Annotated in this window: 21 protein-coding genes; 3 read left to right on the forward strand and 18 right to left on the reverse strand. The window is 67.5% G+C overall.

Annotated elements, in window-relative coordinates; genetic code table 11:
- Nucleotides 1-3: 3 nt before the first annotated feature.
- Genes GO606_RS06600 through GO606_RS06615 form a run of 4 tightly spaced genes read right to left on the reverse strand, consistent with a single transcriptional unit; the run spans nucleotide 4 to nucleotide 5,082 of the window.
- Nucleotides 4-2,184 (reverse strand): ferredoxin family protein, encoded by a 2,181-nt coding sequence (locus GO606_RS06600; protein WP_169118398.1) that lies wholly within the window; start codon nucleotides 2,182-2,184, stop codon nucleotides 4-6.
- A 23-nt stretch (nucleotides 2,185-2,207) separates the two neighbouring features.
- Entirely contained in the window at nucleotides 2,208-3,179 is a 972-nt protein-coding gene (gene dctP / locus GO606_RS06605; RefSeq protein ID WP_169118397.1) for a TRAP transporter substrate-binding protein DctP, read from the reverse strand.
- 51 nt (nucleotides 3,180-3,230) lie between these two features.
- Entirely contained in the window at nucleotides 3,231-4,547 is a 1,317-nt protein-coding gene (locus GO606_RS06610) for a TRAP transporter large permease (protein WP_169118396.1), read from the reverse strand.
- 1 nt (nucleotide 4,548) lies between these two features.
- Complete coding sequence (locus GO606_RS06615; protein ID WP_169118395.1) at nucleotides 4,549-5,082, reverse strand: TRAP transporter small permease; 534 nt, start codon at nucleotides 5,080-5,082, stop codon at nucleotides 4,549-4,551.
- Between the two features lie 217 nt (nucleotides 5,083-5,299).
- Between GO606_RS06615 and GO606_RS06620 the strand changes: the two genes are divergently transcribed.
- Nucleotides 5,300-6,013, forward strand: a complete 714-nt coding sequence (locus GO606_RS06620) for a PRC-barrel domain-containing protein (protein ID WP_169118394.1) — start codon at nucleotides 5,300-5,302, stop codon at nucleotides 6,011-6,013.
- A 61-nt stretch (nucleotides 6,014-6,074) separates the two neighbouring features.
- On the opposite strand, the gene GO606_RS06625 is transcribed toward GO606_RS06620, so the two are convergent.
- On the reverse strand, nucleotides 6,075-6,380 hold the full coding sequence (locus GO606_RS06625; protein WP_246979420.1) for a hypothetical protein: 306 nt from the start codon (nucleotides 6,378-6,380) through the stop codon (nucleotides 6,075-6,077).
- 207 nt (nucleotides 6,381-6,587) lie between these two features.
- On the opposite strand from GO606_RS06625, the gene GO606_RS06630 reads away from it, so the two are divergent.
- On the forward strand, nucleotides 6,588-7,292 hold the full coding sequence (locus GO606_RS06630) for a PRC-barrel domain-containing protein (RefSeq protein ID WP_169118393.1): 705 nt from the start codon (nucleotides 6,588-6,590) through the stop codon (nucleotides 7,290-7,292).
- A 105-nt stretch (nucleotides 7,293-7,397) separates the two neighbouring features.
- Here GO606_RS06630 and GO606_RS06635 read toward each other — a convergent pair whose 3' ends face one another.
- The 13 genes from GO606_RS06635 to GO606_RS06695 all read right to left on the reverse strand — a co-directional run bounded on the left by GO606_RS06635 (nucleotide 7,398) and on the right by GO606_RS06695 (nucleotide 24,372).
- Nucleotides 7,398-8,546 (reverse strand): ABC transporter substrate-binding protein, encoded by a 1,149-nt coding sequence (locus GO606_RS06635; protein WP_169118392.1) that lies wholly within the window; start codon nucleotides 8,544-8,546, stop codon nucleotides 7,398-7,400.
- A 213-nt stretch (nucleotides 8,547-8,759) separates the two neighbouring features.
- Entirely contained in the window at nucleotides 8,760-9,953 is a 1,194-nt protein-coding gene (locus GO606_RS06640) for a CaiB/BaiF CoA transferase family protein (protein ID WP_169118391.1), read from the reverse strand.
- Nucleotides 9,950-12,367, reverse strand: coding sequence for a xanthine dehydrogenase family protein molybdopterin-binding subunit (locus tag GO606_RS06645; RefSeq protein WP_169118390.1), 2,418 nt, complete (start codon nucleotides 12,365-12,367; stop codon nucleotides 9,950-9,952). The genes GO606_RS06640 and GO606_RS06645 overlap by 4 nt, the downstream gene beginning before the upstream one ends.
- A gap of 11 nt (nucleotides 12,368-12,378) precedes the next feature.
- Nucleotides 12,379-12,852: a (2Fe-2S)-binding protein gene (locus tag GO606_RS06650; RefSeq protein WP_169118389.1), complete on the reverse strand. Its 474-nt coding sequence runs from the start codon at nucleotides 12,850-12,852 to the stop codon at nucleotides 12,379-12,381.
- Nucleotides 12,836-13,702: an FAD binding domain-containing protein gene (locus GO606_RS06655; RefSeq protein WP_169118388.1), complete on the reverse strand. Its 867-nt coding sequence runs from the start codon at nucleotides 13,700-13,702 to the stop codon at nucleotides 12,836-12,838. The genes GO606_RS06650 and GO606_RS06655 overlap by 17 nt, the downstream gene beginning before the upstream one ends.
- A 10-nt stretch (nucleotides 13,703-13,712) precedes the next feature.
- Nucleotides 13,713-15,326: an acyl-CoA mutase large subunit family protein gene (locus tag GO606_RS06660; protein ID WP_169118387.1), complete on the reverse strand. Its 1,614-nt coding sequence runs from the start codon at nucleotides 15,324-15,326 to the stop codon at nucleotides 13,713-13,715.
- Complete coding sequence (locus tag GO606_RS06665; RefSeq protein WP_169118386.1) at nucleotides 15,323-15,742, reverse strand: cobalamin B12-binding domain-containing protein; 420 nt, start codon at nucleotides 15,740-15,742, stop codon at nucleotides 15,323-15,325. Before GO606_RS06665 ends, GO606_RS06660 begins: the two co-directional genes overlap by 4 nt.
- On the reverse strand, nucleotides 15,739-16,872 hold the full coding sequence (gene iaaF / locus GO606_RS06670) for a benzylmalonyl-CoA dehydrogenase (protein ID WP_169118385.1): 1,134 nt from the start codon (nucleotides 16,870-16,872) through the stop codon (nucleotides 15,739-15,741). The genes GO606_RS06665 and iaaF overlap by 4 nt, the downstream gene beginning before the upstream one ends.
- Nucleotides 16,872-18,566, reverse strand: coding sequence for a hydantoinase B/oxoprolinase family protein (locus tag GO606_RS06675; protein ID WP_169118384.1), 1,695 nt, complete (start codon nucleotides 18,564-18,566; stop codon nucleotides 16,872-16,874). The genes iaaF and GO606_RS06675 overlap by 1 nt, the downstream gene beginning before the upstream one ends.
- Complete coding sequence (locus GO606_RS06680) at nucleotides 18,563-20,689, reverse strand: hydantoinase/oxoprolinase family protein (protein ID WP_169118383.1); 2,127 nt, start codon at nucleotides 20,687-20,689, stop codon at nucleotides 18,563-18,565. The genes GO606_RS06675 and GO606_RS06680 overlap by 4 nt, the downstream gene beginning before the upstream one ends.
- Complete coding sequence (locus tag GO606_RS06685) at nucleotides 20,689-22,221, reverse strand: acyl-CoA synthetase (protein WP_169118382.1); 1,533 nt, start codon at nucleotides 22,219-22,221, stop codon at nucleotides 20,689-20,691. The genes GO606_RS06680 and GO606_RS06685 overlap by 1 nt, the downstream gene beginning before the upstream one ends.
- Nucleotides 22,222-22,366: 145 nt before the next feature.
- Nucleotides 22,367-23,572 carry a thiolase family protein gene (locus tag GO606_RS06690; protein ID WP_169118381.1) on the reverse strand — a complete coding sequence of 402 codons (1,206 nt, stop codon included), beginning with the start codon at nucleotides 23,570-23,572 and terminating at the stop codon, nucleotides 22,367-22,369.
- Between the two features lie 116 nt (nucleotides 23,573-23,688).
- Nucleotides 23,689-24,372, reverse strand: a complete 684-nt coding sequence (locus GO606_RS06695; RefSeq protein WP_169118380.1) for a GntR family transcriptional regulator — start codon at nucleotides 24,370-24,372, stop codon at nucleotides 23,689-23,691.
- A 234-nt stretch (nucleotides 24,373-24,606) separates the two neighbouring features.
- Here GO606_RS06695 and GO606_RS06700 point away from each other — a divergent pair, with 234 nt between their 5' ends.
- Nucleotides 24,607-25,530, forward strand: coding sequence for a TetR/AcrR family transcriptional regulator (locus GO606_RS06700; protein ID WP_169118379.1), 924 nt, complete (start codon nucleotides 24,607-24,609; stop codon nucleotides 25,528-25,530).
- The last annotated feature ends 63 nt before the right edge of the window (nucleotides 25,531-25,593 follow it).

The raw sequence follows: 25,593 nt of genomic DNA on the forward strand, positions 1-25,593 counted from the left end.
TCCTCACAGCGCGGAGCCGGCGAGACGCGCGGCGCGACGGCGTTGCAGGAAGCCGATCACCGCGCCGCGCACGCGCGCGAGCAGGCGGTCGCGCCGCGTCGGGTTGTGGAGGATGTCGGCGCGGTAGAACGACGGGCACAGCACCGCCGCATCGGCGACTTCGCCGCAGTTGCCGCAGCCGACGCAACTCGCGTCCACGTACGCGACCGGATCTTCTTTCAGCGGGTCGCCGCTGTCCTTGAGCGTCAGCGACGGGCAGCCCGACAGGCGGATGCAGGCGTGGTCGCCGCTGCATACGTCGGCGTCGACGCCGAAGCGCTCCTTGACGACGCGCTCGCCGGCCTTCACTGCTTTGTTGAAGATCGGCTTCACCCGGCGCTGTTTGTTCAGCATGCATTCGGACTGGGCGATGATGACTTTCGGACCCGGCTCCGGTGTGGTTAGCGCCTCTTCGAGCGTGTCGCGCAGCCGCGCAACGTCGTAAGTGCGGTCGACGACCCGCAGCCACTTGACGCCGACGCCGCGCACCGCAGCCTCGATCGGGTTGTTCGTCGCGCGGTCGGGGTTGTCCGCGCGCGACGACAGGATGTCCTGGCCGCCGGTCGCCGAGGCGTAGAAATTGTCGACGATGACGATGACGCCGTCGTACTTGTTGAACACCGCGTTGCCGATCCCGGACGCCAGCCCGTTGTGCCAGAAGCCGCCGTCGCCCATCACCGAGATCGCGCGCCTGCCGCCCTTGACGTTGAACGCCGCGCTCGACGCCGCGCCCAGACCGTAGCCCATCGTCGTCGCGCCGAGGTTGAACGGCGGCAGGATCGAGAACAGGTGGCAGCCGATGTCGCACGAGATGTGGTGTTCGCCGAGGTCGGCCTCGACGAGCTTCATCGCGGCGAAGATCGGCCGCTCCGGGCAGCCGGTGCAAAACCCCGCAGGGCGTGCCGGCACGACGGTCGCGAGCGCCGCGATCTTCGGGTGGAAGCGCAGCGGCACGGCGGCCGGCTGCGGCGGGGAGGCCACTGCGGTCGGCGCGGGGGCCAGGGCGTGCGGCGCGTGCGCGGCGAGGAACGCTGCGATGCCGTCGCGCATGACTTCGGTCGTGTATTCGCCGGCCATCGGCAGCACGTCCTTGCCGGCGAGCACGGTCGCACAGGCTGCGCGGCGCAGGATCGCGTGCAGGTTCTGCTCGATGAACTCCGGCTGGCCTTCCTCGAGCAGCAGCACGGCGCGCCTGGCCTTGCAGAACTCGAGCACTTCGTCGTCGATGACCGGGTACGTCACGTTCATCACGTACAGCGGGATGCGCGTGTTGCCGAACGAATCGGCCAATCCCAGGAGCTGCAGCGCGCGGATCACGCCGTTGTAGAGGCCGCCCTGCAGGATCAGGCCGACGTCGCTGGCGTAATCCTCGTCGCCATCGAAAAATTCGTTGAGCTTGCGTTCGCGGATGAACTTCACCGCGGCCGGCCAGCGCTCGCGGACTTTCTCGTGTTCGTGCGCGAAGGACGCCGGCGGCAGCACGATGCGGCCGACGTCGCGCTTCGGATTTTCCAGCGCCTCGGCGAGCGTGAAAGCGGGGCGGCGGTTCTCGCGCGTGATGAAGCGACCATGCACGTGGCACGAGCGCACGCGCATCTCGAGCATCACCGGCGTGTGGCTCGCTTCCGACAGCTCGAAGCCGTCCTCGACTGCCTGCACGATCGATTCGAGGTTCGGGCGAGGGTCGAGCAGCCACATCTGCGACTTCATCGCGAACGCGTGCGAGCGCTCCTGCATGATCGACGAGCCTTCGCCGTAGTCCTCGCCGATGATGATGAGCGTGCCGCCGGTGACGCCGCCCGACGCGAGGTTCGCCAGCGCGTCGGACGCGACGTTCGTGCCGACCGTGGACTTCCACGTCACCGCGCCGCGGATCGGGTACATCACCGACGCTGCGAGCGTCGCTGCCGCAGTCGCCTCGGACGCGCTCGCCTCGAAATGCACGCCGAGCTCGTCGAGGATGTCCTTCGCGTCGGCGAGCACATCCATCAGGTGCGAGATCGGCGAGCCCTGGTAGCCGGCAACATAGCCGACGCCCGACTGCAGCAGCGCTTTCGTCACCGCGAGGATGCCTTCGCCGCGGAACTCCTCGCCGGCAGGGATGCGCAGCTGCCCGACTTCCTTCTTGAACGAGCGCTCAGCCATGGTTCGAAACCGGGCTCACCGGTTCAGCGGCCGCTGCCGAACAGCTCGCGAAGTTTCGCGACGTGCTGCGGGCTCGCCTGCTCGATGCCTTTCCAGCCGGCCTCGTACGCCCGGCTGCGGAACTGCGCGGCCTGCTCGGCCGGAATCGGGAGCGTCTCGATGTTTGCCGCGGTCTGGCGCGCCTTCTCCGCGTCGGCGGCAGCGAGATCGTCGACGTTGTGGGACTCGACCCACGCCACCTGTTTTTCGAGGAAGGCGCGCTGCGCGTCGTCGAGCTTCTTCCAGGTGTTCTGGTTCATGTAGAAGCCGACTTCGACGTTGTAGAAGCCGGGCTCGATGCGGTATTTCGTCTTTTCCTGCCAGCCCAGATCGAAGATCCCGACCGACGGCCAACCGTAGCCGTCGACAACGCCGCGCTCGAGCGCGGTGAACACTTCGCCTGGCGGCACCTGCAGCGGCGTAGCACCCAGCGACTGGAAGAACGCGCGATACACCGGCACGCTGCGCAGCTTCAAGCCGGAAAAATCCCCGCCGCTGACTTTCTTGTTCGCGTAGATGTGGTACTGCAGGCCGTCGGAGACGCGCGCGAGCCATACCATGTTGCCCTTTTCGCGGTGGATGCGGTCGAGCAGCGCATGCCCGCCGTTCGCGCGCAGCTCGGCGATCGGTTTTTCGGCGAGCGAACCGGCGATCGCTTCGGGCACGAGTGTCGCGTGGAACACCCCGGTGGTATTGGCGAAGTCGACGACGCCGGCGCGCACGGCGTTGCCGACTTCGAGCGGCGGGATGGATTCGGGCCCGCCGACGACCTGGATCTTCACGATGCCCTTGCCTTCGCGGTTGACCTTCTCGACGAAAGTCTTGAAGCGCTGGTTGAAGAACGTGTCCTGGCCGAAGGCGCTGACCGCCTTGAGCGTGATTTCCGCGGCGTGCACACCGCTGCCAAGCAGTGCGATCAGGGCGCCGATGGCGAGTTTGCGGGTACTGGAACTCATCTTGTCGTTCTCCGTAAGAGGTGGGCGGGACCGGAAAAAGAGGCTGCGGGGTCAGTGCATCAGCCGCGGCAGGCCGACCGCGAGCCAGGGCAGGGCGACGATCAGGCCGAGCACGGCGATTTCGATCAGCACGAACGGCGCGGCCGCCGCGTAGATCTGGCGCAGCTGGATCGGCGGCGGGGCGACCGACTGCATCACCATCAGCAGCAGGCCGAACGGCGGCGTCAGCAGGCCGAGCTCCATCGACACCAGCATCATCACGCCGAGCCACACCGGGTCGATGCCGGCGGCGTTGGCAAGCGGCATGAAGAACGGCAGCGTGATCATCATCATGCTGATCTGGTCGATCACGCAGCCGAGCACGAGCAGGATCAGCAGCATGCCGAGCACGAGCATCAGCGGCGAGAGCTGCAGTTCGCTGACGACGCCGAGCAGGCCGCTGGTCGCGCCGGAAAAGCTCAGCAGCTGCGCGAAGGTTGTCGAGGCAACGAGCACGAACAGGATCACGACCGACACCCGCGCGGTTTCGACCAGCGATTTGTGCAGCGCACGCAGCGTCAGCGCGCGGTAGCAGACCGTCGCGGTCACCGACGCGACCGCGCCGATCGCCGCCGACTCGGTCGGCGACGCCCAGCCGGCGAGCATGCTGCCGACGACCGCGGCGAAGATCGAAAACAGCGGCAGCACGTCGCGCACGAACGGCTTCCAGCGCGCCCACGCGCCCGCCACCGGCGCCGCGTCGTCGATCGGTGCGAGCTGCGGATCGAGGCGGCAGCGGATGATGACATAGAGGAGAAAGCAGGCGGCCATCAGAAGCCCGGGCAGGATGCCGCCGATCAGCAACTGCGCGATCGAGATGCCCGCGAGGCTGCCGAGCATCACGGCGAGTGCCGACGGCGGGATCAGCATCGCGATGCCGCCGACGGCCATGATCGGCCCCATCGCCAGCGTCGGGTGATAGCCGCGCTTCAACATCTCGGGCAGCATCACGCCCCCCATCATCGCGGTGTTCGCGATCGTCGAACCGGACAGCGCGGCGAACGTCGTGCCGCCGAGCACCGATACCACCGACAAGCGCCCGGGCAGGCGCGCGATCAGGCGTTCGATCGCCTCGATCGCGCGGAACGCGAGGCCGGTGTGGAACAGCACTTCGCCCATCAGCACGAACAGCGGGATCGGCGTCAGCGAGAAGCTCGTGATCGAACCGACCGAGTTGCGCACGAGCTGGCCGAGTCCCGCCTCGCCGCCGAGAAAGACCCACGCGCCGACCAGGTTCACGCCGAGGAACGTGAACGCGACCGGAACGCCGATCGCCATCAGCCCGAACATCAGGCCGAGCATCAGCAGCAGTGCCCAGTACCATTCCATGTCAATTGCCTCCAGCGCCTGGCAGCGCGCGGGCGAAGCGGCGCGCGAACTCGATCGCGAGCAGCGTGCACGCGAAGATCATCGGGATGTTCAGCCACCACTCGGGAATCACCAGCACCTTGAACACGAGGCTGCCCTGCGCGGCGGCGTCGCGGGCGACGGCGAGGGCCTGCCACGCGAGCACCGCGCAGATGACGAAGCACAGCAGATCCGTGGCGAGTTCGAGGCGCCGGCGCATCGGCGCCGAAACCTCGCGGACGAGGACGTCCACGCGGATGTGGTCGCCGAGATAGAGCAGCCACGGCGCCGCGACGAAAGTCGCGACCATCAGGATGTACTCGGTCATCTCGGTGCTCCACGCGATCGAACTGCCGCCCACGTTGCGCAGCACGACGTCGGCGCACACCAGCAGCGCCATCGCGCCGAGCAGCAGCGCGGCGACGAGGCCGCAGGCGTTCATCAGGTGATGGTAATAGCGGTAGCGGAGCGAGCCGAACGAAACGGCCTGTGCGGCCGCTGCTTCCTGCAATGCCATGCTGAGCCCTCGCGGCGGTGCTGGATTGGAAACAAATTATTGGCGCATCCCGCAGTCTCCGTACTCCCCGGGAAGGGGGGGGCGGCGGCCGGTGATGGCCGGATTCGTGCCGGGCTTGCCCGACCGGCGCCTGGTGGCGAAATGCCGGACGCCCGCCCTGCGTGGAACGCCGTTTGCTGGTCACCGCCTACGACCACCAAAATCCAAGGAGGCAGCCATGCTTCTCAGGGCGAAGGGCGAATTGTTCGATCGGCATCTTGTCGCCAGCGACGGCAGGATCGGCTCGGTGCGCGATGTGTATCTGGACGACGCGCGCTGGGTCGTGCGCTACCTCGAAGTCGAGGCGGGCGACGACGGCGTCGGCGGGCGCAAGGTGCTGATCTCGCCGACCTCGATCCGGCGTGACGCCGGCAACGACCAGGAGGTCGAGGTCGCGCTGACCCGCGAGCAGGTGCGCAACAGTCCGGGGGCGGACCAGGACATGCCGGTGTCACGCCAGTTCGAGGAAGCGCACGCGAACTACTACGGCTACCCGTTCTACTGGGACGGGCCTTACCTGTGGGGCTCGTCGCCGCACCCGATCAGCGGCGAACCGTCGGTGACATTGACCCCGCGCGGCGAAGTCGCCGGCGAGCGCGTGCGCGAGCTGAAGGAAGCCGAGCAGCGCGCCCGCGAGTCGCATCTGCGCAGCAGCGAGGAGGTGATCGGCTACCGCCTCGTCGCAACCGACGGGCCGGCCGGGCACGTCGAGGACTTCGTCATCGACGACAGCGACTGGCGGATCACGGACATCGTCATCGACACGCGCACCTGGCTGCCGAGCGACCACCTGCGGCTGCCGACCAGCGCCGTCGCGAAAGTCGATTGGGCGACGCGCGAAATGCGCCTGAATATTGCGCGGGCAGAGGTCGAGAAGGCACCGAAGGCGTAGACGGTCTGCATGGGTGGGAGGCCGGCCCGCCCGGCAAGAACTACAGCGCCTTGAAAGAACTTCACCGCCCACTGCCGGCCGTTCCCGCGCCCGCTGCGTCCCCCATCGCCGACACGCGCCAGATGACGTTGCCGACGTCGTCGGCAACGAGCAGCGCGCCGCGGTTGTCGATCGCAACGCCGACCGGCCGCCCCTGCGCCTCGCCGTCGCCATTCACGAAGCCGGTCAGCACGTCGATCGGCTCCCCGGACGGAGCGCCGCCGGAGAACGGGACGAAGACGACCTTGTAGCCACTCGGCGTCGCGCAACAGCGTGATGCGGTTCGCGCTCGGCACGCCACCGCCTGCGTGATGTCGAAATCTGTCATGGCCTCGTCTCCTCGCCGGCTTGGGGCGAAGTGCAGGCAAGCCGCGTGCCGCCCGCTGTCGACGGGCATGGGGCTTGCCAATCGGACACCATGATGCGGGCCGGTGCGCGGCGAAGGGATGCTGAAGGGCTGGCACGGCGAATGATGAGACCGTGACCGCCGGACGGAGCGGTTTTCGCTGCCACCGGCGGCATGAAGGAGGCCGCGATGTTCTATCGACTTACGAAGCTGCAGGGCTACTCGATCGATGCCACCGACGGCACGATCGGCTGTGTCGAGGATGTGTACTTCGACGCCGAGTGGTGGGGCGTGCGCTATTTTGTCGTCAGGGCCGGGAACTGGCTGCGCGGGCGCGAGGTGCTGATCTCGCCGCGGGCGATTCGCCCGGGCGCCTGGAGCGGCGAAGCGATTCCGACGAACCTGAGCCGCGAGCAGATCGAGAAGAGCCCGCCCGTCGACACCGGGCACCCCGTCTCGCGACATTACGAAATGGCGCATGCCGCCCATTACCGCGCTGGCCATCACTGGAACGGCCCGCACAGCCGGGCCGGCGGCCCGTTCGGCATGCTGCTCGGAACGGCGCAACTGCGGCCGGGGAACGAGGGGCGCCAGTTGGAAGCCATTGCCGAACGCGAGATCGAGGCCGCTGAACGCTCTCATCTGCGCAGCGGCGCCGAAGTCGTCGGGTACGACATCGAGGCGACGGATGGCACGATCGGCACCGTCGAGGACTTCCTCATCGACGACGAGAACTGGCGCGTCGGCTACCTGCTCGTCGACAAGCGCAACTGGGTGGCGCGCGGGCACGTCCTGATCCCCGTCCAGGCGCTGGATTGCATCGACTGGGGAGCGGGTCTGGTGCGGCTGACGATGACGCGGGACGAGGTCACGCGCAGCGCCGGTTATCCATAAACGGCGGCTCTGCGCCAGCACGCCCCCGGCGCAACACCTCGACCAGGCCCGCAACCGGCAGGAACGCGACGGGCGGGCGCCCGCAGCGCCCCGCCCCGATGACGCTTATTTCGCCAGCGTCCAACCGCCGTCCTTGACCGCGATCAGCACGCGGCCGCGTTCGTCGAAGCCGCTGTGGTCGTCTTTCGTCATGTTGTAGACGCCCTGCGTGCCGACCAGCTCGGTGGTCTGCTCGAGGCTGTCGCGCAGCGCCGCACGGAACTCCTTCGTGCCGGGCTTCGCGGTCTTCGCGGCAAGCGGGATCGCCTGCTGCAGCAGCAGGCCAGCGTCATAGACGTTGGCGCCGAAAGTCGCCGGCCGCGAGCCGTACGCCTTTTCGTACGCGGCGATGTACTCGGTCGCGACTTTCTTCGACGGGTTGCTGTCGGCGATCTCGGGCAGCACCAGCATCAGGCTCGCGGCGAGGATCGTGCCTTCGACTTTCTTGCCGCCGAGCTTGAGGAAGTCCGGCAGCGCGGCGCCGTGGGTCTGATAGATCCGCCCGGTGTAGCCCTGGTCGCGCAGCGTCGTCTGCGGCAGCACTGCCGGCCCGCCGGCCGCGGCGACGAGCACCGCGTCCGGGTTCGCGCCGAGGATCTTCAGGCTCTGGCCGGTGACTGATGCATCCTGGCGCTGGAAGCGCTCGTTCGCGATGATCTGGATGCCGTTGGCGGCGGCGAGCGCGGAGAACACCTTGTGCCAGTTTTCGCCGTACGGATCGCCGACGCCGATGAAGCCGATCGTCTTCACGCCGCTTTTGACCATGTGCTCCATCAGCGCCCTGGCGATGATGTCGTCGTTCTGGGTGGTCTTGAACACCCATTTCTTCTTGTCGTCCATCGGCGTGACGACCGCCGCGGTGCCGACCGGCGCGAGCAGCGGCACGCCGGCCTCGGCGATGAACTGGATCACGCCCATCGCGTTCGGCGAGCCGGAGGGCCCGATGATCGCGTCGACGTTCTGTTCCGAGATCAGCTTCTTGACCGCGGTCACCGACGCGGTCGGGTCGCTCGCGTCGTCGAGCGCGATGTACTCGACCGTCAGGTCGCCGATCTTCGCCGGCAGCAGCGCCACCGTGTTCTTCTGCGGAATGCCGACCAGCGCCGTCGGGCCGGTCGCGGACGAAACCACGCCGATTCTGACCTGCGCGTGGGCCGGCAGGGAGGCTGTCAGGAAAAGGCCTGACAGGACCATCAGCATCGTTTTCATTTTCATGTTTTCTTGTCTCCTGCGGTGTGGACCAAAAAGACCGGATTGCTGCTGCGCGTGAAGAACTCAGGGTTCGGAAGACTTACCTCGCTGTCGCTGGAAAATGCTTTCCGGGAGGCATGGGAAATACGGCGCGGGCTGCCTCTCCCGGTGCAGCGCCCGCGCCGGCCCGACATGCTGCAGTCGAGCCGCTTTTCGCTTGGTGCCGTTGCGGCACGCTCAGCCGGCGACGATGCCCCGTTCGCGCAGCTGCGCGATCGCCTCGTCCGCGTAGCCCGCTTCGCGCAGCACCGCGCAGGTGTCCTGCCCGTACTTCGCCGGAAACGCCAGTTCGCCGCTCGCGCCGGCGACGTCGACGGCCATCGGCTGCATGTGCACGAGCCGGCCGCCGGGCGTGTGCGTCGTCGTCAGGCGGCGGCGCACCGCCTCCATGTCGCGCACTGCCGGGATGTCATGGATCGGTGCGTGCGGAATGGTCGCGTCGCGAAAGTCCGCGGCGATCTCGGCGGTTGCAAAGCGCGTCGTCACCGCCGCCATGTCGTGGTGGATCGCGTCGCGCTCCTTGTGGCGCCCTTCGTTCGTCGCGCGGGCGCCTGCGGCGAGCGACGCGAACTTCGGGATCTCGGTGAGGCGGCGCCACTGCACGTCGCTGCCGATCGCCAGGTAGATGAAGCCGTCCGCGGTCGGGTAGACGTTGGTCGGGATGAACTTGCGGTGCGCGTTGCCGCAGCGCGTGATCTCCGCAGGCGCGCAGTCGAAGTCGAGCAGCGGCAGCGTCGTGATGAGCCACGACGCAGCGGCCTGCAGCATCGACACGTCGATGCGGCTGCCCTTGCCCGTTTCGGCACGTTCGAGCAGCGCCAGCATGACATTGGCGAAGACTTCGTCGCCCGCCTTGAGGTCGACGATCGGCACGCCGGCGAGCGTCGGCGGGCCGTCGGCGTCGCCGGTGAGCTCCATGTAGCCCGCCATCGCCTGCAGCACCGGATCGTAGCCGGGCGCGTCCGGGTAGTCCGGGCCCATCGCCGAGATGCCGGCCCAGATCAGGTCGGGCTTCGTGCGGCTCAGCGTCTCGTAGTCGATGCCGAGCTGCGCGTAGCGGCGCGGCACGGTGTTGCAGCAGAACACGTCGACGTCGAGCTCGACGAGCAGGCGCCGCAGCAGCGCCTGGCCGTCGGGCTCCTTCAGGTTGATCGCGATCGCCTCCTTGCCGACGTTGGGCGCGATGAAATACGTGCGCCGGTCGTCATCGACGACGTTCGCGCCGATGTAGCGATTCGGGTCGCCGGGCAGGCCGCCACCGGAGGGCGTCGATTCGAGGCGGATCACGCGCCAGCCGAGCTGGGCGAAGCGCAGCGTCGCGTACGGCATCGACAGCGCCTGCTCCATCGAGAGGACGGTGCGCCTTTTCATGTCGTCGTCACCTTCCACGCTTGCAGCTGCGGTTTTTCGGCCTTGCCGTGCAGCGCCCGATACACCGCCTCCGGCGTGAAAGGCAGCGCGAAAATGCGCACGCCGGTGGCGTTGTAGATCGCGTTTGCGGCGGCCGCGGCAATGCAGATCGACGGCGCTTCGCCGACGCCTTTCGCACCCTGCGGGCCTTCGCCGTCCATCGACTCGATGAACGAGATGTCCATCTCGGGGATTTCCGGCGCAGTGACGAGCTTGTAGTCGCGGAAGTTCGGGTTGCGCGTGACGCCGTTGTCGACGATCAGGTTCTCGGTCAGCGCGTAACCCTGGCCCATGACGACGCCGCCTTCGATCTGGCCTTCGATGCCGAGGCGGTTCAGTACGCGGCCGACGTCGTGCGCGCCGGTGACTTTCGTCATTTTCACGATGCCGGTGTCGGTGTCGACTTCGACTTCGACGACCTGCGTCGCCCACGCGTACGCGGCCGACACGTCGCCCTTGAAGCCCTTGTCCTGATGCACGCTGGGCGGCTCGTAGTAGAAGGTCGTCATGACGAGCTCGGCCTTGTCGGAAAAGTGCAGGTTGCGCATCAGCCGCGCGAGCTCGACGACCGGCTCGCCGGTGTCGGCCTTGATGACGAAGCCGCCGCGCAAATCCAGCGCGGTCTCGTCGCAGCCGTGCTTCTTTGCCGCCGCCGCGAGGATCTTCGCTTTCGCCTTCTTCGCCGCGCCGATCGCCGAGTTGCCGGCGATGAAAGTCGTGCGGCTCGCATGCACGCCGACGTCCCATGGCGTGATCGCGGTGTCGTTGTTGACGACCGTGACCGCCGAGATCGGCAGGCCGAGTTCCTCGCAGACGAGCTGCGACAGCACGGTCTCCGAGCCCTGGCCGATCTCGGACGCGCCGGTGATCAAGGTCACGTTGGCGAAGTCGTCGAGCTTCAGGATCGTGCCGCAGCCGTCCGACGGGTAGATCTTCGCCCCGCCGCCGACGTGCAGCATCGACGCGATGCCGATGCCGCGCTTGACCGGACCGGCGTCGCCGCGATGCACGATGTTGTCGCGGTGCTTCGCCTGGTAGTCGCTGCGTTCGGCCGCGGTCGTGAGGCATTCCTTGAAGCCGCAGCTCTTGAACTTCATGCCCTGGCCGGTGACTTCGCCGGCGTCCTGCGCGTTCTTCAGCCGGAACTCGAGCGGGTCCATCTGGATCGCCTCGGCCAGCATGTCCATGTGCTGTTCGATGGCGAACGTCGCCTGCAGGTTGCCGTAGCCGCGGAACGATCCGGCGTACGGGTTGTTCGTGTACACCGCGGTCGTGTGGTAGTCGCACGCCGGCACGCGATACAGCGACGAGAAGGTCTGCATCATGACGAACGGCGTCGTCGCACCCCACGACGTGTAGGCGCCGTTGTCGTGCAGCGTGTGCACCTGGCGGAACGTCAGCGTGCCGTCCTTCTTGCAGCCGGAGCGCAGCGTCAAGAGCACCGGCTGGCGCGTCGGCGACGCGAGGAACTCCTCTTCGCGCGAGAACACCATCTTCACCGGCCGCTGCGCGGCGCGCGCGAGGAAGATGCAGATGACTTCGAACGGGTAGATGTCGAGCTTCGAGCCGAAGCCGCCGCCGATCGGCGGCTGGATGATGCGGATGCGGCTCGGGTCCATGTGCAGGTATTCGGCGAACTCGCGCTTGTGCAGGAACGGCACCTGCGTGTTCGAGTACATCAGGAGGTTCCCGGACGCGTCGAACTCGGCGATGATGCCCGACACGCCCATGCAGCAGTGCGTCACGTAATGCAGCTTGAACGTGTCCTCGAACACGACGTCGGACTCGGCTTCGGCCTGCGCGAGGTCGCCGTGCGTGTAGTCGAACTGCATCGCGATGTTGTCGGGCTTGCCGGCGAATGCGATCGGTGCATTCGGCTTCAGATGCAGGTGCTTGCCGTCGGCGCCGTGCGGTTCCGGATGGATCAGCGGCGCGCCGGGCTTCAGCGCGTCCTGCGGGTCGCTGATGATCGGCAGATCCTCGTATTCGACGCGGATCAGTTTCAGCGCCGCTTCGGCGATCTCCTCGGAGTCGGCGGCGACCGCGGCGATCTCGTCGCGCAGGCTCCTGACGCGCTCGCCTTTGAGCGGCAGGTGGTCGCGCGCGACGCCGATCGGCTGCTGGTCCGGCACGTCCGCTGCGGTCAGCACGACATGCACGCCGGGCAGCGCTTTCGCCGCCGACGTGTCAATCGAGACGATGCGCGCATGCACGCGCGACGAGCGCAGGATCTTCGCGTGCAGCTGCCCCGGCAGCACCATGTCCTGGATGTAGCGCGTCTTGCCGGCCGCCTTCTCGGGCGCGTCCTTTTTCTGGATGCGCTTGCCGATCAGTGTGTCGGCCTCGATGAAATGGGTCTTCTCTGCAACATTCATCGCATCGCTCCTCATTTTCCGCCGCAGCACGCGGATTCGATCGCGTCGACGATCTTCTTGTAGCCGGTGCAGCGGCACAGGTTGCCTTCGATGCCGCGCTTGATCGTCTCGGCGTCCGCGTCGGGGTGCGTGGCGAGGAGGTGGGCGGCCTGCACCACCATGCCCGGCGTGCAGAAACCGCACTGCACCGCGCCGTGCTCGACGAAGGCTTCGCGCAGCGCGTCGGCGCGCGGGTCGGCGGCGAGGCCTTCGATCGTGACGAGGTCGCGGCCGTCGCAGTCCACTGCGAACATCAGGCACGAGTTCATCGACAGGCCGTCGACCTGGATCGTGCATGCGCCGCATTCGCCTTCGCCGCAGCCGTATTTCGTGCCGGTGAGCCCGACGACGTCGCGCAGCATGTCGAGCGCGGTCATGCCGACGTCGACGGTGACGCGCTTCTTCACGCCGTTCAGGGTAAAGCCGATGTCATGCTTGAGCGACATGGTCGAGAATCCTTTTCGTCATGTTGTGGATCAGTTCCTTGCGGTACCACGCGGTCGCGCGCACGTCGTCGATCGGGTTGACCTCGTCGCGTGCGGCGCTCGCGACCGCTTCGATCGTCGCCTCGTCGAGGCGCCGGCCTTCGAGCGCCTCTTCGGTGCGCGCCGCGCGGATCGGGGTCGGCGCGACGGCGCCGAACGCGACGCGCGCGTTCGAGATCACGCCGTTGTCGATCACGCCGGCGATGCCGATCGAGATCGCCGAGATGTCGAGCGCGGGGCGCGTGCCGAACTTGAAGAAGCGCGCGACATGGCCGGCTTTCGGCAACGGGATGCGCACCGCGGTCAGGAGTTCGTTTGCGGCACGCTTCGTGCGGCCCGGGCCGGTGAAGAATTCGGCGAGCGGCAGGCGGCGCGTCGTCACCGAACCATTCGGCTTCGATGCGAGCTCGACCTCCGCATCGAGCACGATGAGCGGCACCAGCGTGTCGCCGGCGGGCGAGGCGTTGCCGATGTTGCCGCCGAGGGTGCCCGCGTTGCGGATCTGGTCGCTGGCGAAATGGTCACAGGCGTCGGCGAGCACCGGCAGGTATTCCTTGACGAGCGGGTCGTTGAGGATCTCGGTGATGGTCGTGAGCGCGCCGATGCGGATCGCGTCATTGTCGAGCGCGATGCCTTTCAGTTCCGGGATGCGGCGGATGTTCATCAGCGTGCGCTTGATCGCGAGCCGTCCCGCCTTGCTCTGCGGCATCAGGTCGGTGCCGCCGGCGAGGATCGTGACTTCGCCCTGCTGCAGGATGCCGACCGCCTCGTCGAGAGTGGCCGGTGCGAGATATTGTTCGATTGGGGTCATTCGCAATTCCTCAGAAGCGGATCGGTTCCTGGTAGCGGCCATAGACCTTCACCAGTTCCTTCGTGATTTCGCCGACGCTGGCATAGGCCTTGACCGCCTCGACGATCGCCGGCATGACGTTCGCACCGGCGCGGGCGGCTTCGCTGACGGCGGCGAGCGTGCGCGCGACGTGCTCGCTGTCGCGCTCGGCGCGAACCTTGTTCAGCCCGTCCACCTGCACGCGCGCGTCGTCCTCGTTGTACGGGTGGAACTCGACCGGGTGCTCGTCCTCGTGCTCGTTGCGGTAGCGGTTGACGCCGACTTTCGGGAACTTGCCGGACTCGATGTCGCGCTGCATCTGGTACGCCTGCGCCGAGACTTTCGCCTGGATGATCCCTTCGGACACGAGCTTGACGATGCCGCCCTGCGCATCGGTCTCGGCGATGATCTCCTCCATCTTGTCGCGCATGCGGTTCGTCATCGTCTCGACGTAGTACGAGCCGCCGAGTGGATCGACCGTCTCGGTCATCCCCATCTCCTCGATGAGGATCTGCATCGTCCGCAGCGAGATGCGCGCTGAATACTCGGTCGGGATCGTGTAGGCCTCGTCGTACGAGCACAGCGCCATCGTCTGCGTGCCGGACAAGGCGCTGATCAGCGCGTAGTACGCGCCGCGCACGATGTTCAGCTCCGGCTGCTCGAACGTGAGCCCGCCGCCGCCGCCGGCCGCGATCATGCGCAGCCACATCGAGCCGGGCTTTTCGGCCTTGTACTCCTCCTTCATGATCTTCGCCCACAGGCTGCGGCCGGCGCGGAACTTGCACACCTGCTCGAACAGGTTGCCGAAGATGTTGAAGTTGTACGACAGCCGGCCGGCGAACTCGTCCACCGCCAGGCCGCGCGCGATGACTTCGTCGGCGTAGGCCTTCGCGATGCAGAACGCGTAGGCCATCTCCTGCGCCGGGGTCGCGCCCGATTCGCGGATGTGGTAGCCGCACACCGACACCGGGCTGTACTTCGGCGCGTGCTCGGCGCAGTACTCGATCGTGTCGCCGACGAGCTTGATCGACGGCTCGACCGGGAAGATCCACGTGCCGCGGCCGATGAACTCCTTGAGGATGTCGTTCTGCGCGGTGCCGCGCAGCTTCTTCACGTCGTAGCCGCGCTTCTCGGCCATCGCGAGGTACATCGCGATCGCGATCGCCGCCGCGCCGTTGATCGTCATCGACACGGTGATCTTGTCGAGATCGATGCCGTCGAACGCGACCTCGAAGTCGCGCAAGGTGTCGATCGACATGCCGACGCGGCCGATCTCGCCGGCGGCGAGCGGGTCGTCGGAGTCGAGGCCGATCTGCGTCGGCAGGTCGAACGCGACGTTCAGGCCGGTCTGGCCGTTCGCGATCAGGTACTTGAAGCGCTGGTTCGTGTCATGCGGATTGCCGAAGCCGGCGTACTGGCGCATCGTCCAGGGCTGCTTGCGGTACATCTCGCGGTGGATGCCGCGCGTGAAAGGGTATTCGCCCGGCTCGCCGAGCATCGTCGTGCCGCCGCTCTCCTCGACGTCCGCCGCGGTGTAGAGCGGCTTGACTTCGAGCCCCGATTCGTTCGTGATGATTTTCAGCGTCGATTGCGCGCGATCGTTCATGCGACGTGCTCCCGGACGTTCTCACGGATATAAGCGACGATCGCGTCGAGCTTCGAGCCGGTCGGGAAAATGCCCCTGAAGCCGAGCTCGCGCAGCGCGTCGTGGTCCTGCGCCGGCAGGTTGCCGCCGATCAGCCACAGCTTGTCCTGCAGGCCGTCGGCTTCGAGCAGCGGCTTCAACTTGCGGCAGAACGGCAGGTGCGAGCCTGCCATGCTGGAGAGCGCGATGACGTCGACGTCTTCCTCGAGCGAGATTCGCCCGACCTGTTCGGGCGTCTGGCGCAGGCCCGTGTAGATCACTTCGAAGCCCGCGTCCATCATCGCGCGGGCGACGATCTTCGCGCCCTGGTCGTGGCCGTCGAGGCCGGGCTTCGCGAGCAGGACCTTGATCCTGCGTTGCTGTCCTGTGTCGTTCATGAGCTCACTTCCTTCGCAATGACGAGTTTCAGGATTTCACTGGTGCCGCCGCCGATCAGCGTGAAGCGCACGTCGCGCAGGTAGCGCTGCACCGGGTATTCCATCGCGTAGCCGTACGACGCGAGCACGCGCGCCGCGTCGTCGCAGATGCTTGCGGCCGTCTCGGTCGCGAACAGCTTCGCCATCGCCGCTTCCTTGTGGTGTGGGCGCTTCATGTCGCACAGCCACGCGGCGCGGTGGACGAGGGCGGTCGCCGCTTCGAGCCCGGTCGCCATGTCGGCGAGTTTGAGCTGGATCGCCTGGAAGCGGTTGATCGGCTTGCCGAACTGTTTCCGTTCGCCGGCGTAGCGCACCGCAGCAAAGAGCGCCGCGCGCGCGACGCCGAGCGCCATCGCGCCGGTGATGATGCGGATCTCGGCGAGCGTCTTCTTCAGGTGCGCTTCGCCGTCGCCTTCCTCATTCGACAGGCGGTGGCTGTCCGGCACGAAACAGCCGTCGAACGCGACTTCCGACGTCGGCAGCGCCCACACGCCCATCTTGTGGATCTCGCGCCCGACGGTGAGGCCGGGGAAGTCCTTCTCGACGAGGAAGATCGTCAGCTTCTTCTCGTCGCCGGCGCGCGCGAACACGGTGAAGAAGTCCGCGACCGGCGCCGACGTGATCCACGTCTTCTGGCCGTTGATGACATAGCCGCCGTCGACCCGGGTCGCGGTCGTCGCGATCGATTCGAGGTCGGAGCCGGCGTTCGGTTCGGTCATGCAGATCGCGCCGATCTTGTTGCCGGCGAGCGCCGGCTTGAAGAGGCGCTCGACGATGTCGGCGTTGCCCAGCGCGTGCAGGAACTTCGTCCCCATCAGCGACTGCATCGCGACCGCGCCGGCGAGCGACATCGAGCCGCGCGCGACTTCCGTCAGCGCGAGGCAGAACTCGGTCAGCGCGAGGCCCGAGCCGCCGACGGACTCGGGGTAGCGCATGCCGAAAAAGCCGAGTTCGGCGAGCTCGCGGAAAAGCGCCCGCGGGAACGCGTGCGCCTCGTCGAGCGCGGCCGCCTGCGGCGCGATGCGCTCGTCGCTGAAGCGCGCGAACGTGTCCTGGATCGCGCGTTGTTCGGGTGACAGATCGAAGTCCATCACGCGCTCCCTTCGGCTTCGTAGCCGTACAGCTCGCGCGCCGCCTTTTCGGAAATCACACCGTTCCTCACCTCCTCGGCGAGCAGCTTGCGGCTGCGCCGCTGCGGGTCGCCGTAGCCGCCGCCGCCGCTCGCGACCTGGTGGTAGACGGTGCCGCGCGGCACGCCGGTGATGAGATCCTTGTTCTTCGGCACGACGGTCTGGCCGTCCGGGTAGTGCAGGCGGATGAAGTTCAGCCCGCCGCTGCCGCCACCGAACAACCCGAATGCCGGCTCGAAATCGCCGTCGCCGAACGTCACGAGCTGCGTGTCGTCGGAGCCGATCTCGAAGATCGTCTCGACGCCGAGCCCGCCGCGCCATTCGCCGGCGCCGGCCGAATCGGTCAGGAGCTCGTGGCGGATCAGGCGGTGCGGCGTCTGCTGCTCGAACATCTCGTAGTCCTGGTCGAGCACGCCGCCGGACGCGTCGATCATGCCGATGTGGTCGTAGCCGTCGGTGCCGAGCATCGCGCCCGAGCCGCCCTTCAGGCCCATGAACCCGATATCGACGTATTTTTCGTTGGTGCGCGGGTCGATGCCGGTCGTCAGCGATGCCAACAGGTTGTTCCAGCCGGCGGTCACGCGCTCCGGCATCACGGGTGCCAACGCGCGCTGGATCGCGTCGGCGTTCGGCGGGCACAGATGGTTGCCGAACGTCGTCGCTTTCGGATACGCGGCGTTCAGGATCGTGCCTTCCGGGATCACGATCTCGATCGGCTGCACCATGCCTTCGTTGTGCGGGATGTCCGGGTTCACCATCTGCAGCAAAGTGAGGATCGTCGCCGACGCGCTTGACGTGAACGTGCCGTTGACGAAGCCGTTGGTCTGCGGGTCGGTGCGCGAATAGTCGAAGCGGATCGACTTGTCCTTGACCTCGATGTCGACGCGGATCGTGAATTTGGAGCCGACGTGGCGGCCGTCGTAGAACACCTTGCCTTCGCCCGAATAGCTGCCGTTCGGGATCTTCGCGATCTCGGCTTCCATCATCTTGCGCGTCGCGTCGAACAGCGCCTCTTTGTGTGCCTCGTAGCTCGGCACGCCGTACTTGGCGAGGAGTTCGAGCAGGCGCCGCTCGCCGACCGTGCACGCGCCCATCTCGGCTTTCATGTCGTGCTGCACGATGTCGAGCCGCACGTTGGCGAAGATCAGGTTCCACACGTCCTTCCTGAGCTTGCCCTTCTCGACGACCTTGACCGGCGGAATGCGCAGCGCCTCCTGCCACACTTCGACCGCGTTCGGGTTGTAGCCGCCGGCGACGTTGCCGCCGATGTCGGCCTGGTGGCCCTTGACCGCGGTCCAGGCGACGAGCCGGCCTTCGAAGAACACCGGCTTGAACACCGCGACGTCGTTGTTCTGGTTGCCGAGGCTGAACACGTCGTTGTGGAAGATCACGTCGCCGGGGTAGATCTCGTCGCCGAAAAATTCCTTGATGTACTTGCACACCGGCGCCAGCGAGAACGCGAGGATCGGCAGGTTCTCGGTCTGCTCGAGCATGTTGCCGTCGCCGTCGTACAGCCCGGTGACGTAGTCCTTCGCCTCGCACAGGATCGGCGAGCGGGTCGTCTGCTCCATCGAGATGCTCATCTCGTCGGTGATCGAGCGGAACGTCCGCGCATAGACGGAGAGCAGGATCGGATCGATAGTCACGGCGCTCATGCCAGGGCCTCCTTCTTGTCCTTGATGCACGATTTCACGAGGTCCTCGCGGCCTTTCCGGAACAGCGCGAACGAGCCGAGCGCGTCCACGACGCAGTCGTACGACGCGCTGACGAAGATCGCGGTGGTTTCCTGCTCGATCATCGCGGGGCCGTCGATGCGGTTGCCGTGGCCCATGCGGTGGCCGTCATAGACCGGCACGTCGCGGAACGTCTTCGTCTCGGGGATATAGACGGCGCGCCGGCCCTTGAGCGCGTGCGCCGCGTCGTCGCCCGCCCACGGCTCCTCGCGCGCGACCGGCTTGTCGGTGACGCCGATCGCCTGCACGCGCACGTTGATGACTTCGACCGGCGTCCCCTCCTGCTCGAGCGAGTAGCCGTACAGCCGGTTGTGCTCGGCGTGGAACGCGGACGCGATGCCCGCGCTGTCGTGGGCGTCGATGAGATTCCCCGGCACGACGAACGACACCTCGTGGTACTGCTTGATGTAGCGGCAGTCGAGCTTGACGTCGAAGCGGCGGCGCGCGTCCGGGATGCGCTCCTCGGTCAGCTGGCGGGCCCCTTCGGACGCCATCTCGCCGATGATCTGCGCGAGCTTCGGCCAGTCGAGCGCGTCGAGGCGCGACACGAAAGTGCGCACGAAGTCGTGCTTGAGTTCGCTCATCAGCATGCCGAACGCGCACAGCACGGAGGACTCGCGCGGCACGATCTGCAGCGGAATCTCGAGTTCGTCGCAGATCAGGCACGAGTGGATCGGGCCGGCGCCGCCGGCCGGGATGAACGGGAACTCGCGCGGGTCGAAGCCCCGCTTGATCGTCACTTCGCGCACGCCCTGCGCCATGTTGTTGCACGCGACGCGGTACATGCCGGCCGCAGCTTCCTCGACCGTGAGCCCCATCGGCGTCGCGATGTGCTCCTCGATCGCGGCGCGCGCGGCGGCGACGTCGAGCTTCATTTTTCCGCCGGCGAAGAACTCCGGGTCGAGGTAGCCGAGCACGACGTTCGCATCGGTCGTCGCCGGAAGTTTTCCGCCTTTGCCGTAGCACGCCGGTCCCGGATCGGCGCCGGCGCTCTGCGGGCCCATGCGCAACAGGCCCCCTTCGTCGAGCCAGCCGATCGAGCCGCCGCCGGCGCCGATGGTGTGGATGTCGAGCATTGGCAGCGCGATCTTGTGGCGCGCGATCTCGCCGTCGTTCTTGATCATCGGCGTGCCGACTGCGACCGACGCCTCGAAGCTCGTGCCGCCCATGTCGGTGATGATGCAGCGGTCCTGGCCGTGCGTGCGGACATAGAAAAGTCCCGCGCCGGGTCCGCCGGCCGGGCCCGACAGCAGCGTCAGCGCCGCTTTTTCGCGCGCGAGCTGCGGCGAGATCACGCCGCCGTTCGACTGCATGATCAGCAGCAGGCCATCGAAGCCGATGCCCTCGAGCCGGCCGACGAGCTGGTCGAGGTAGTGGTTGAGCTTCGGGCCGACGTAGGAATTGAGCGCCGTCGTGCTGACACGCTCGTAGAAGCGGATCGACGGCAGCAAGTCGGTCGACACCGACAGGTACGCGTCGGGCAGCTCGCGGCGCACGAGCTCGGCCGCGGCCTGTTCGTGCGCCGGGTTCGCGAACGAGTTCATGAAGCAGATCGACACCGCCTCGACGCCTTCGCGGCGGAACAGTTCGAGCGCCCGTGCGACTTCCTCGACGTCGAGCGCTGCCACTTCGTTGCCGTCGCGGTCGAGCCGCCCCGGGATGCCGGCGCGCAGATAACGCGGCACGAGCGGCTTCACGTTCGTGTAGCGGTTGTTGTATTGCTCCTCGCGCACGCCGCGGCGCATCTCGAGCGCGTCGCGCACGCCTTCGGTCGTCAAGAGGCCGCATTTCGCGCCGTTGCCGGTGAGCGTCGCGTTCGTCGTCACCGTCGTGCCGTGGACGATCGTGTCGATCAGCGGCGCGAAGGCTTCGAGCGACAGCGGCGGGTCCATGCTCGCGGCGATGTCGGCGAGGCCATTCACGACCGCGATCGACGGGTCGGCCGGCGTCGACAGCGACTTGAATATCGCCGGCTCGGCGCCGTCGCGCGTGACGACGAAATCGGTGAAGGTGCCGCCGACGTCGATTCCGATCTTCAATGTCATCAGGTCTGCTCCATGAACGTTTTCCGTGCGACCAGCCGGCGCACGTCATCCTTCCTGACCTTGCCGAGCGCGGTGCGCGGCAGTTCGTCGAGGAACACCACCTCTTTCGGCAGCTTGTAGCGGGCGATGCGGCCTTCCAGCAGCTGCAGCACGTGCCCCGTGTCGAGCGTGCGGCCTTCGAGCGGCACGACGACGGCGACGACGACTTCGCCCCAGCGCTCGTCGGGCCGGCCGACGACCGCCACTTCGGCGATATCGGGCGACTCGCCGAGCAGGTTCTCGATCTCGGCGGGATAGATATTCTCGCCGCCGGAGATGATCATTTCCTTCTTGCGCCCGTCGACCCAGAGATAGCCTTCGCTGTCCTGGTGGCCCATGTCGCCGGTGCGAAACCACCCGTCCTTGAGCACCGCGGCGCTCGCCTGCGGGTCGTTCCAGTAAGCGCTCATGACGTTCGGGCCGCGCACGAGGATTTCGCCGGTCGCACCCGGCTTCACGTCGCGACCGTCATCGCCGACGACGCGCAGGCTGCAGTGCGGCGCCGCGCGACCGGCCGAACCGGCCTTGCGTTGCGCGTCTGCGGCCTTGACGTACGCGGCGATCGGGCAGGTCTCGGTCGAGCCGTAGATCTGCACGAGCGGCACGCCGCGCCGGTGCACTTCGCGGATCAGTCGCTCGGGGACGATCGTCGAGCCGGTCGTGATCATGCGCAGGCTCGACAGGTCGGCGCTCTCCCAGCGCGGCCGGGCGATCATCATTTCGAGCTGCGCCGGCACGAGCACGGTCAGCGTGATGCGTTCCTGCTCGATCGCGTCGAAAGTCGCGTCGGCGTCGAACTTCGGATGCAGCACGACGGTGGCGCCGGCCGAGAGCGCTGGAGTCGTCTGGTTGTTGAGCCCGCCGACGTGGAACAGCGGCAGCGTCGTCAGGATGCGGTCGTCGGCGGTCAGCTCGTGCAGGTCGATACTGTTCGCGGCGTTCCACGCCAGCGCGCCCTGCGACAGCAGCGCCCCCTTGGGCTTGCCGGTCGTGCCCGACGTGTAGCAGATCAGCAGCGGCGTCTGCGGCCCGACTTCCGGGTCGCGCGGCACCGCGTCACCGCTGCGCTCGAGCAGCGCCTCGTACGAGATCCAGCCGTGCGGCGGCGCGTCGAACGCGACCAGCGTCACGCCCGCCAGCGCGTCGCGGAACGCGTCGATCTGCGCGACGAAGCGCGGCTCGACGAGCAGCACCGACGGCGGACAATCCGCGAGCAGCTGCCGGTGCTCGGGCCCGGCCAGCCGCCAGTTCAGCGGCATGAACAGCGCGCCGAGCCGCGCACAGGCGAACAGCGTCGCGAGCATCTCGGGGCTGTTGTAGCCGAGATAGGCGACGCAGCGGCCGCGCACTACGCCGGACGCGTGAAGCGCCGACGTGAGCCGGTCGATCTCCGCGGCGAACGCTGCATACGTCAGGTCGCGCCCCGGGAACCGGATTGCCGTCTTGCCGGGCACGAGCCCGGCGTGACGGTCTATCCATTCGGACAGCTCCATGCCCACTCCTCCTCCAGTTGTTTCGTCACGGGCGCTTTTTGCGCCTCTATAAACACGTTTTCACTCTGGTCGGGGGTACGTCTGTCCGGGCGCTTTTGCGCCTCTCGTCGCTCCCCGTCAGGGGAGCTCGTGCAGCTTGCGTTGCCTACGCGTCACATACTTCGATCACCACCGCCATCGCCGTGTCGCCGGCCGCGCAGCCGGTGAAGAGGCCGAAGCCGCCGCCGCGCAGCGCGAGCTCCTCGATCAGCTCGATGATCGCGCGCGTGCCCATCGGCGCCTGCGGATGGCCCCACACGAGCGAGCAGCCGTAGTTGTTCATCAAAGCGAGGTCGGCGCCGGTCTCGCGGGCGAAGACGATGTCGTTCACCGCGAACGGGTTGTGCGTCTTGATCGCGGCGAGGTCGGCGATGCCGCGTCCGGCCTGGTCAAGCGCGCGGCGCGCGGCCGGGATCATCGCTTCGGGCATGTACGCAAGTTCCGTCCGGGCGAGGCCGAAGCCGTGCAGGCGGACCGCGATCTTCGGGTTCGCCGACAGTTCGCGCGCCTTGTCCGGCGTCGTGACGACGATCGCGGCGTTGCCGTCGGCCGGGTGCGTCTGCGCGCCGAACGTCACGCTGCCGCCGTCGATGACGGGCCGCAGCTTCGCCAGCCCGTCGGCCGTCGACCGGGAAGTCCCTTCGTCGCCGTCGAGCGTCGCTGCCGTCTTGCGGAAGTCCGCGCTCGGCACCGCGAAAGGCAGCGTCATGAAGCGCCTGAGGAACGCCGAGTCGTCGCGCAGCGCGTCGCCGTACTGCTGCTCGCGCCGCAACACCAGTTCGTGCTGCTGCGCGGTCGTGACGTTGTGTTTCGACGCGACGTTCTCGGCGGTGGCGAGCATCGAATGGCCGCCGAGCGGGTCGCAGCCGAAGTTGTCCATGACCCAGTCTTCGGCGCTGCCGGTGCCGCCGGGGCCGCGCGGATTCGGGTAGTAGAGGTGCGGCCCGTTCGAGGTGCGGTCGCAGTTGATCGCCAGCGCGACGCTCGCCATGTCCGACTCGATTTCCTGCGCCGCCGCGAGCAGCGTGCGTACGCCCGTCGCGCAGGCCTGCATCATCGTCGGGCCGCCGGCGCGGGTCGCGCCGATCATGCCGGTGAGCCACGGCAGGCCGTAGAACGCATGCTGTTGCGGCACCGAGAAGCCGAGCACGCCGTAGTCGAACAGCGCGGGGTCGATCGCGCGCCGGCCCAGTTCCTCGCGCGCGACGTGCGCCGCGAAGCGGACGCTGTGGAGATTGGCGAAGCTGCCCTGCCAGCGCGCGAACGGCGTGCTCCAGTACGCGCCGTACGGAATTTCGGCCTTGTAGCTCACGACAGGACCGCCGTTGCGGTGCCGATGATGCGGATGCTGTTCATTCGTTCCGGTCTCCGGTGGTTGTTGGCGGGGAGGTGCAGGGTGGCGGGTGTCCGGGTCGTGGCGCGAGGCGTCTACCCGGCGGCGCTGTCGTCGAGGCCGACCGCGACGATGAACGCGTGCTTGGCTTCGGACAGGTGCTCGTGCATCGCGGCGGCCGCGGCATCGCCGTCGCCGGCGGCGAGCGCTGCGGCGATGCGGCCGAGCCCGCGCAGCACGATCGTGCGTATCTGCGCGTCGCCGAGCGTCAGCGTGCGGATGCGCTGCATGTGGTCGGCGTACTGTTCGACGATCCTCACGAGGCGCGGATTGGGCACCAGCGCGAGCCACGCGGCGCGAAAGCTGATGTTGGCTTCGCGGAAGGCATCGGCGTCGTTCGCCTCGTGCGCGCGCACTGCTGCGGCGAGCGCGTCGTCGATCGAGCGGCGCATCGCCGGCGATTGCGTGAAGGCGGCGATGCGGCGGATCGCCGCCGTTTCGACGAGAAAGCGGATCTCGTAGATGTCGTTGACGTCGTCGAGCGTCAGCGCCGGGACGACGAAACTGCGCCCGTCGGACACCAGCAGGCCTTCGCTCGACAGGCGCCGCAACGCTTCGCGCACCGGCGTGCGCGACACGCCGAGCTGCTCGGCGAGCTGGACTTCCTGCAGCGGCTGGCCGGCGACGATCATGCCGTTGCGCAGATGCGAACGCAGTTTGTGATACACCTGCTCGCCGAGGGCGAGCGGACGTTCGACAGGTTTGAGTGACGGAACCATGGGCAGAACCTTGTAGTGCCAGTGCGGGGCCGAAGGCCGATGAATGAATACTGTATACAGTATTTTTTTGCATGTAAAGCCGAGCATGCGCAATGGCGGAGGAGGCGGAAACGGGCGGCGGTTTGGCAGGGCTCCCGGCAGGCCTTATATCGGGATTGTGGCGCGATTTGCTGCGCCGGGGCGCCGCGCTCGCTATGATCCTGTCCCCATCCGACCTCCCGTGCCCAGGCTTCGATGAATCAGCCCCCGACCATTTCCGAACACAGCGCCGCGCAGCCTTCCCCGGTCGAGGCCGAGATCCTGCGGCTGTCGCGCGAGCAGCCGGCGCTCGGCCAGGCGGCGGTGGCCGAGCGGCTGCGCCAGGCCGGGCTGCCGATCTCGCCGTCCGGCGTGCGCTACATCTGGCAGAAGCACGGCCTCGAGACCGCGGTCAAGCGCCTGCGGGCGCTCGCCGGCAGTTCGGACGAAGGGCTGGCGGCGCTGACCGACACGCAGCGCGGGCTGCTCGAGCGCGGCGCGCTCACCGCACGGCTCGTCCGCGGCGCCTCATTCGGAGATGCCGCAGATGCTGGCGAAGAGCCGGTCGACCGCCGCCAGGTGATCCTCAACGCGGCCGCCGAGCTGTTCGCGGAGCAGGGCTACGACCGCAGCTCGATCCGCGACATCGCGCGCAAGGTCGGGCTCCTGCCCGGCTCGGTGTATCACTATTTCGCGTCGAAGGACGAGCTCTATCTGGCGGTGCACGGCGAAGGCTTCCGCCGCCTGACGGCTGCGGTGACGGCGGCGATCGGCGAAACCCGCGATCCGTGGGAACGCCTCATGCGGGCCTGCGAAGTCCATGTCGGCGGCATCGCGACCGGCTCTCCGGTCGACCGCGTCACCGGCCACAACCTCGCGATGATCCGCCACCACGGGCTGTTCGCGAAAATCCGCCCGGTGCGCGAAGCCTACGAAAACATCTACCGCGAACTCATCGACGCGCTGCCGCTCGCGCCCGGCACCGACCGCACGCTGCTGCGCCTGCTGCTGCTCAGCGGCATGAACTGGGTGTACATCTGGTATCGCGAAGGCCGGCGCTCGCCGAAGGAGATCGCCGACGCGATGGTCGATATGCTGCGCCGCGGGGTCCAGCGGGTCCCTGGGCCGGACGGCGCCTAGAGCTTGTCGCCGCGCCGTCCGCTGGGCCACGAGCCACGGCTTAAGGGTACTCGATCGGTCCGG

The organism is Aromatoleum anaerobium (assembly GCF_012910705.2).
In the GTDB taxonomy this organism is placed as follows: domain Bacteria; phylum Pseudomonadota; class Gammaproteobacteria; order Burkholderiales; family Rhodocyclaceae; genus Aromatoleum; species Aromatoleum anaerobium.

Bases quoted from the DNA above. Each gene is read 5' to 3' on its own strand.
- GO606_RS06680 (WP_169118383.1), bottom strand. From the start codon at position 20,689: ATGACATTGAAGATCGGAATCGACGTCGGCGGCACCTTCACCGATTTC.
- GO606_RS06660 (WP_169118387.1), bottom strand. From the start codon at position 15,326: ATGAACGATCGCGCGCAATCGACGCTGAAAATCATCACGAACGAATCG.
- GO606_RS06600 (WP_169118398.1), bottom strand. From the start codon at position 2,184: ATGGCTGAGCGCTCGTTCAAGAAGGAAGTCGGGCAGCTGCGCATCCCT.
- GO606_RS06615 (WP_169118395.1), bottom strand. From the start codon at position 5,082: ATGGCATTGCAGGAAGCAGCGGCCGCACAGGCCGTTTCGTTCGGCTCG.
- GO606_RS06665 (WP_169118386.1), bottom strand. From the start codon at position 15,742: ATGAACGACACAGGACAGCAACGCAGGATCAAGGTCCTGCTCGCGAAG.
- GO606_RS06625 (WP_246979420.1), bottom strand. From the start codon at position 6,380: ATGACAGATTTCGACATCACGCAGGCGGTGGCGTGCCGAGCGCGAACC.
- iaaF (WP_169118385.1), bottom strand. From the start codon at position 16,872: ATGGACTTCGATCTGTCACCCGAACAACGCGCGATCCAGGACACGTTC.
- GO606_RS06620 (WP_169118394.1), top strand. From the start codon at position 5,300: ATGCTTCTCAGGGCGAAGGGCGAATTGTTCGATCGGCATCTTGTCGCC.
- GO606_RS06685 (WP_169118382.1), bottom strand. From the start codon at position 22,221: ATGGAGCTGTCCGAATGGATAGACCGTCACGCCGGGCTCGTGCCCGGC.
- dctP (WP_169118397.1), bottom strand. From the start codon at position 3,179: ATGAGTTCCAGTACCCGCAAACTCGCCATCGGCGCCCTGATCGCACTG.
- GO606_RS06635 (WP_169118392.1), bottom strand. From the start codon at position 8,546: ATGAAAATGAAAACGATGCTGATGGTCCTGTCAGGCCTTTTCCTGACA.
- GO606_RS06700 (WP_169118379.1), top strand. From the start codon at position 24,607: ATGAATCAGCCCCCGACCATTTCCGAACACAGCGCCGCGCAGCCTTCC.
- GO606_RS06650 (WP_169118389.1), bottom strand. From the start codon at position 12,852: ATGTCGCTCAAGCATGACATCGGCTTTACCCTGAACGGCGTGAAGAAG.
- GO606_RS06610 (WP_169118396.1), bottom strand. From the start codon at position 4,547: ATGGAATGGTACTGGGCACTGCTGCTGATGCTCGGCCTGATGTTCGGG.
- GO606_RS06655 (WP_169118388.1), bottom strand. From the start codon at position 13,702: ATGACCCCAATCGAACAATATCTCGCACCGGCCACTCTCGACGAGGCG.
- GO606_RS06645 (WP_169118390.1), bottom strand. From the start codon at position 12,367: ATGAATGTTGCAGAGAAGACCCATTTCATCGAGGCCGACACACTGATC.
- GO606_RS06630 (WP_169118393.1), top strand. From the start codon at position 6,588: ATGTTCTATCGACTTACGAAGCTGCAGGGCTACTCGATCGATGCCACC.
- GO606_RS06695 (WP_169118380.1), bottom strand. From the start codon at position 24,372: ATGGTTCCGTCACTCAAACCTGTCGAACGTCCGCTCGCCCTCGGCGAG.
- GO606_RS06675 (WP_169118384.1), bottom strand. From the start codon at position 18,566: ATGAGCGCCGTGACTATCGATCCGATCCTGCTCTCCGTCTATGCGCGG.
- GO606_RS06640 (WP_169118391.1), bottom strand. From the start codon at position 9,953: ATGAAAAGGCGCACCGTCCTCTCGATGGAGCAGGCGCTGTCGATGCCG.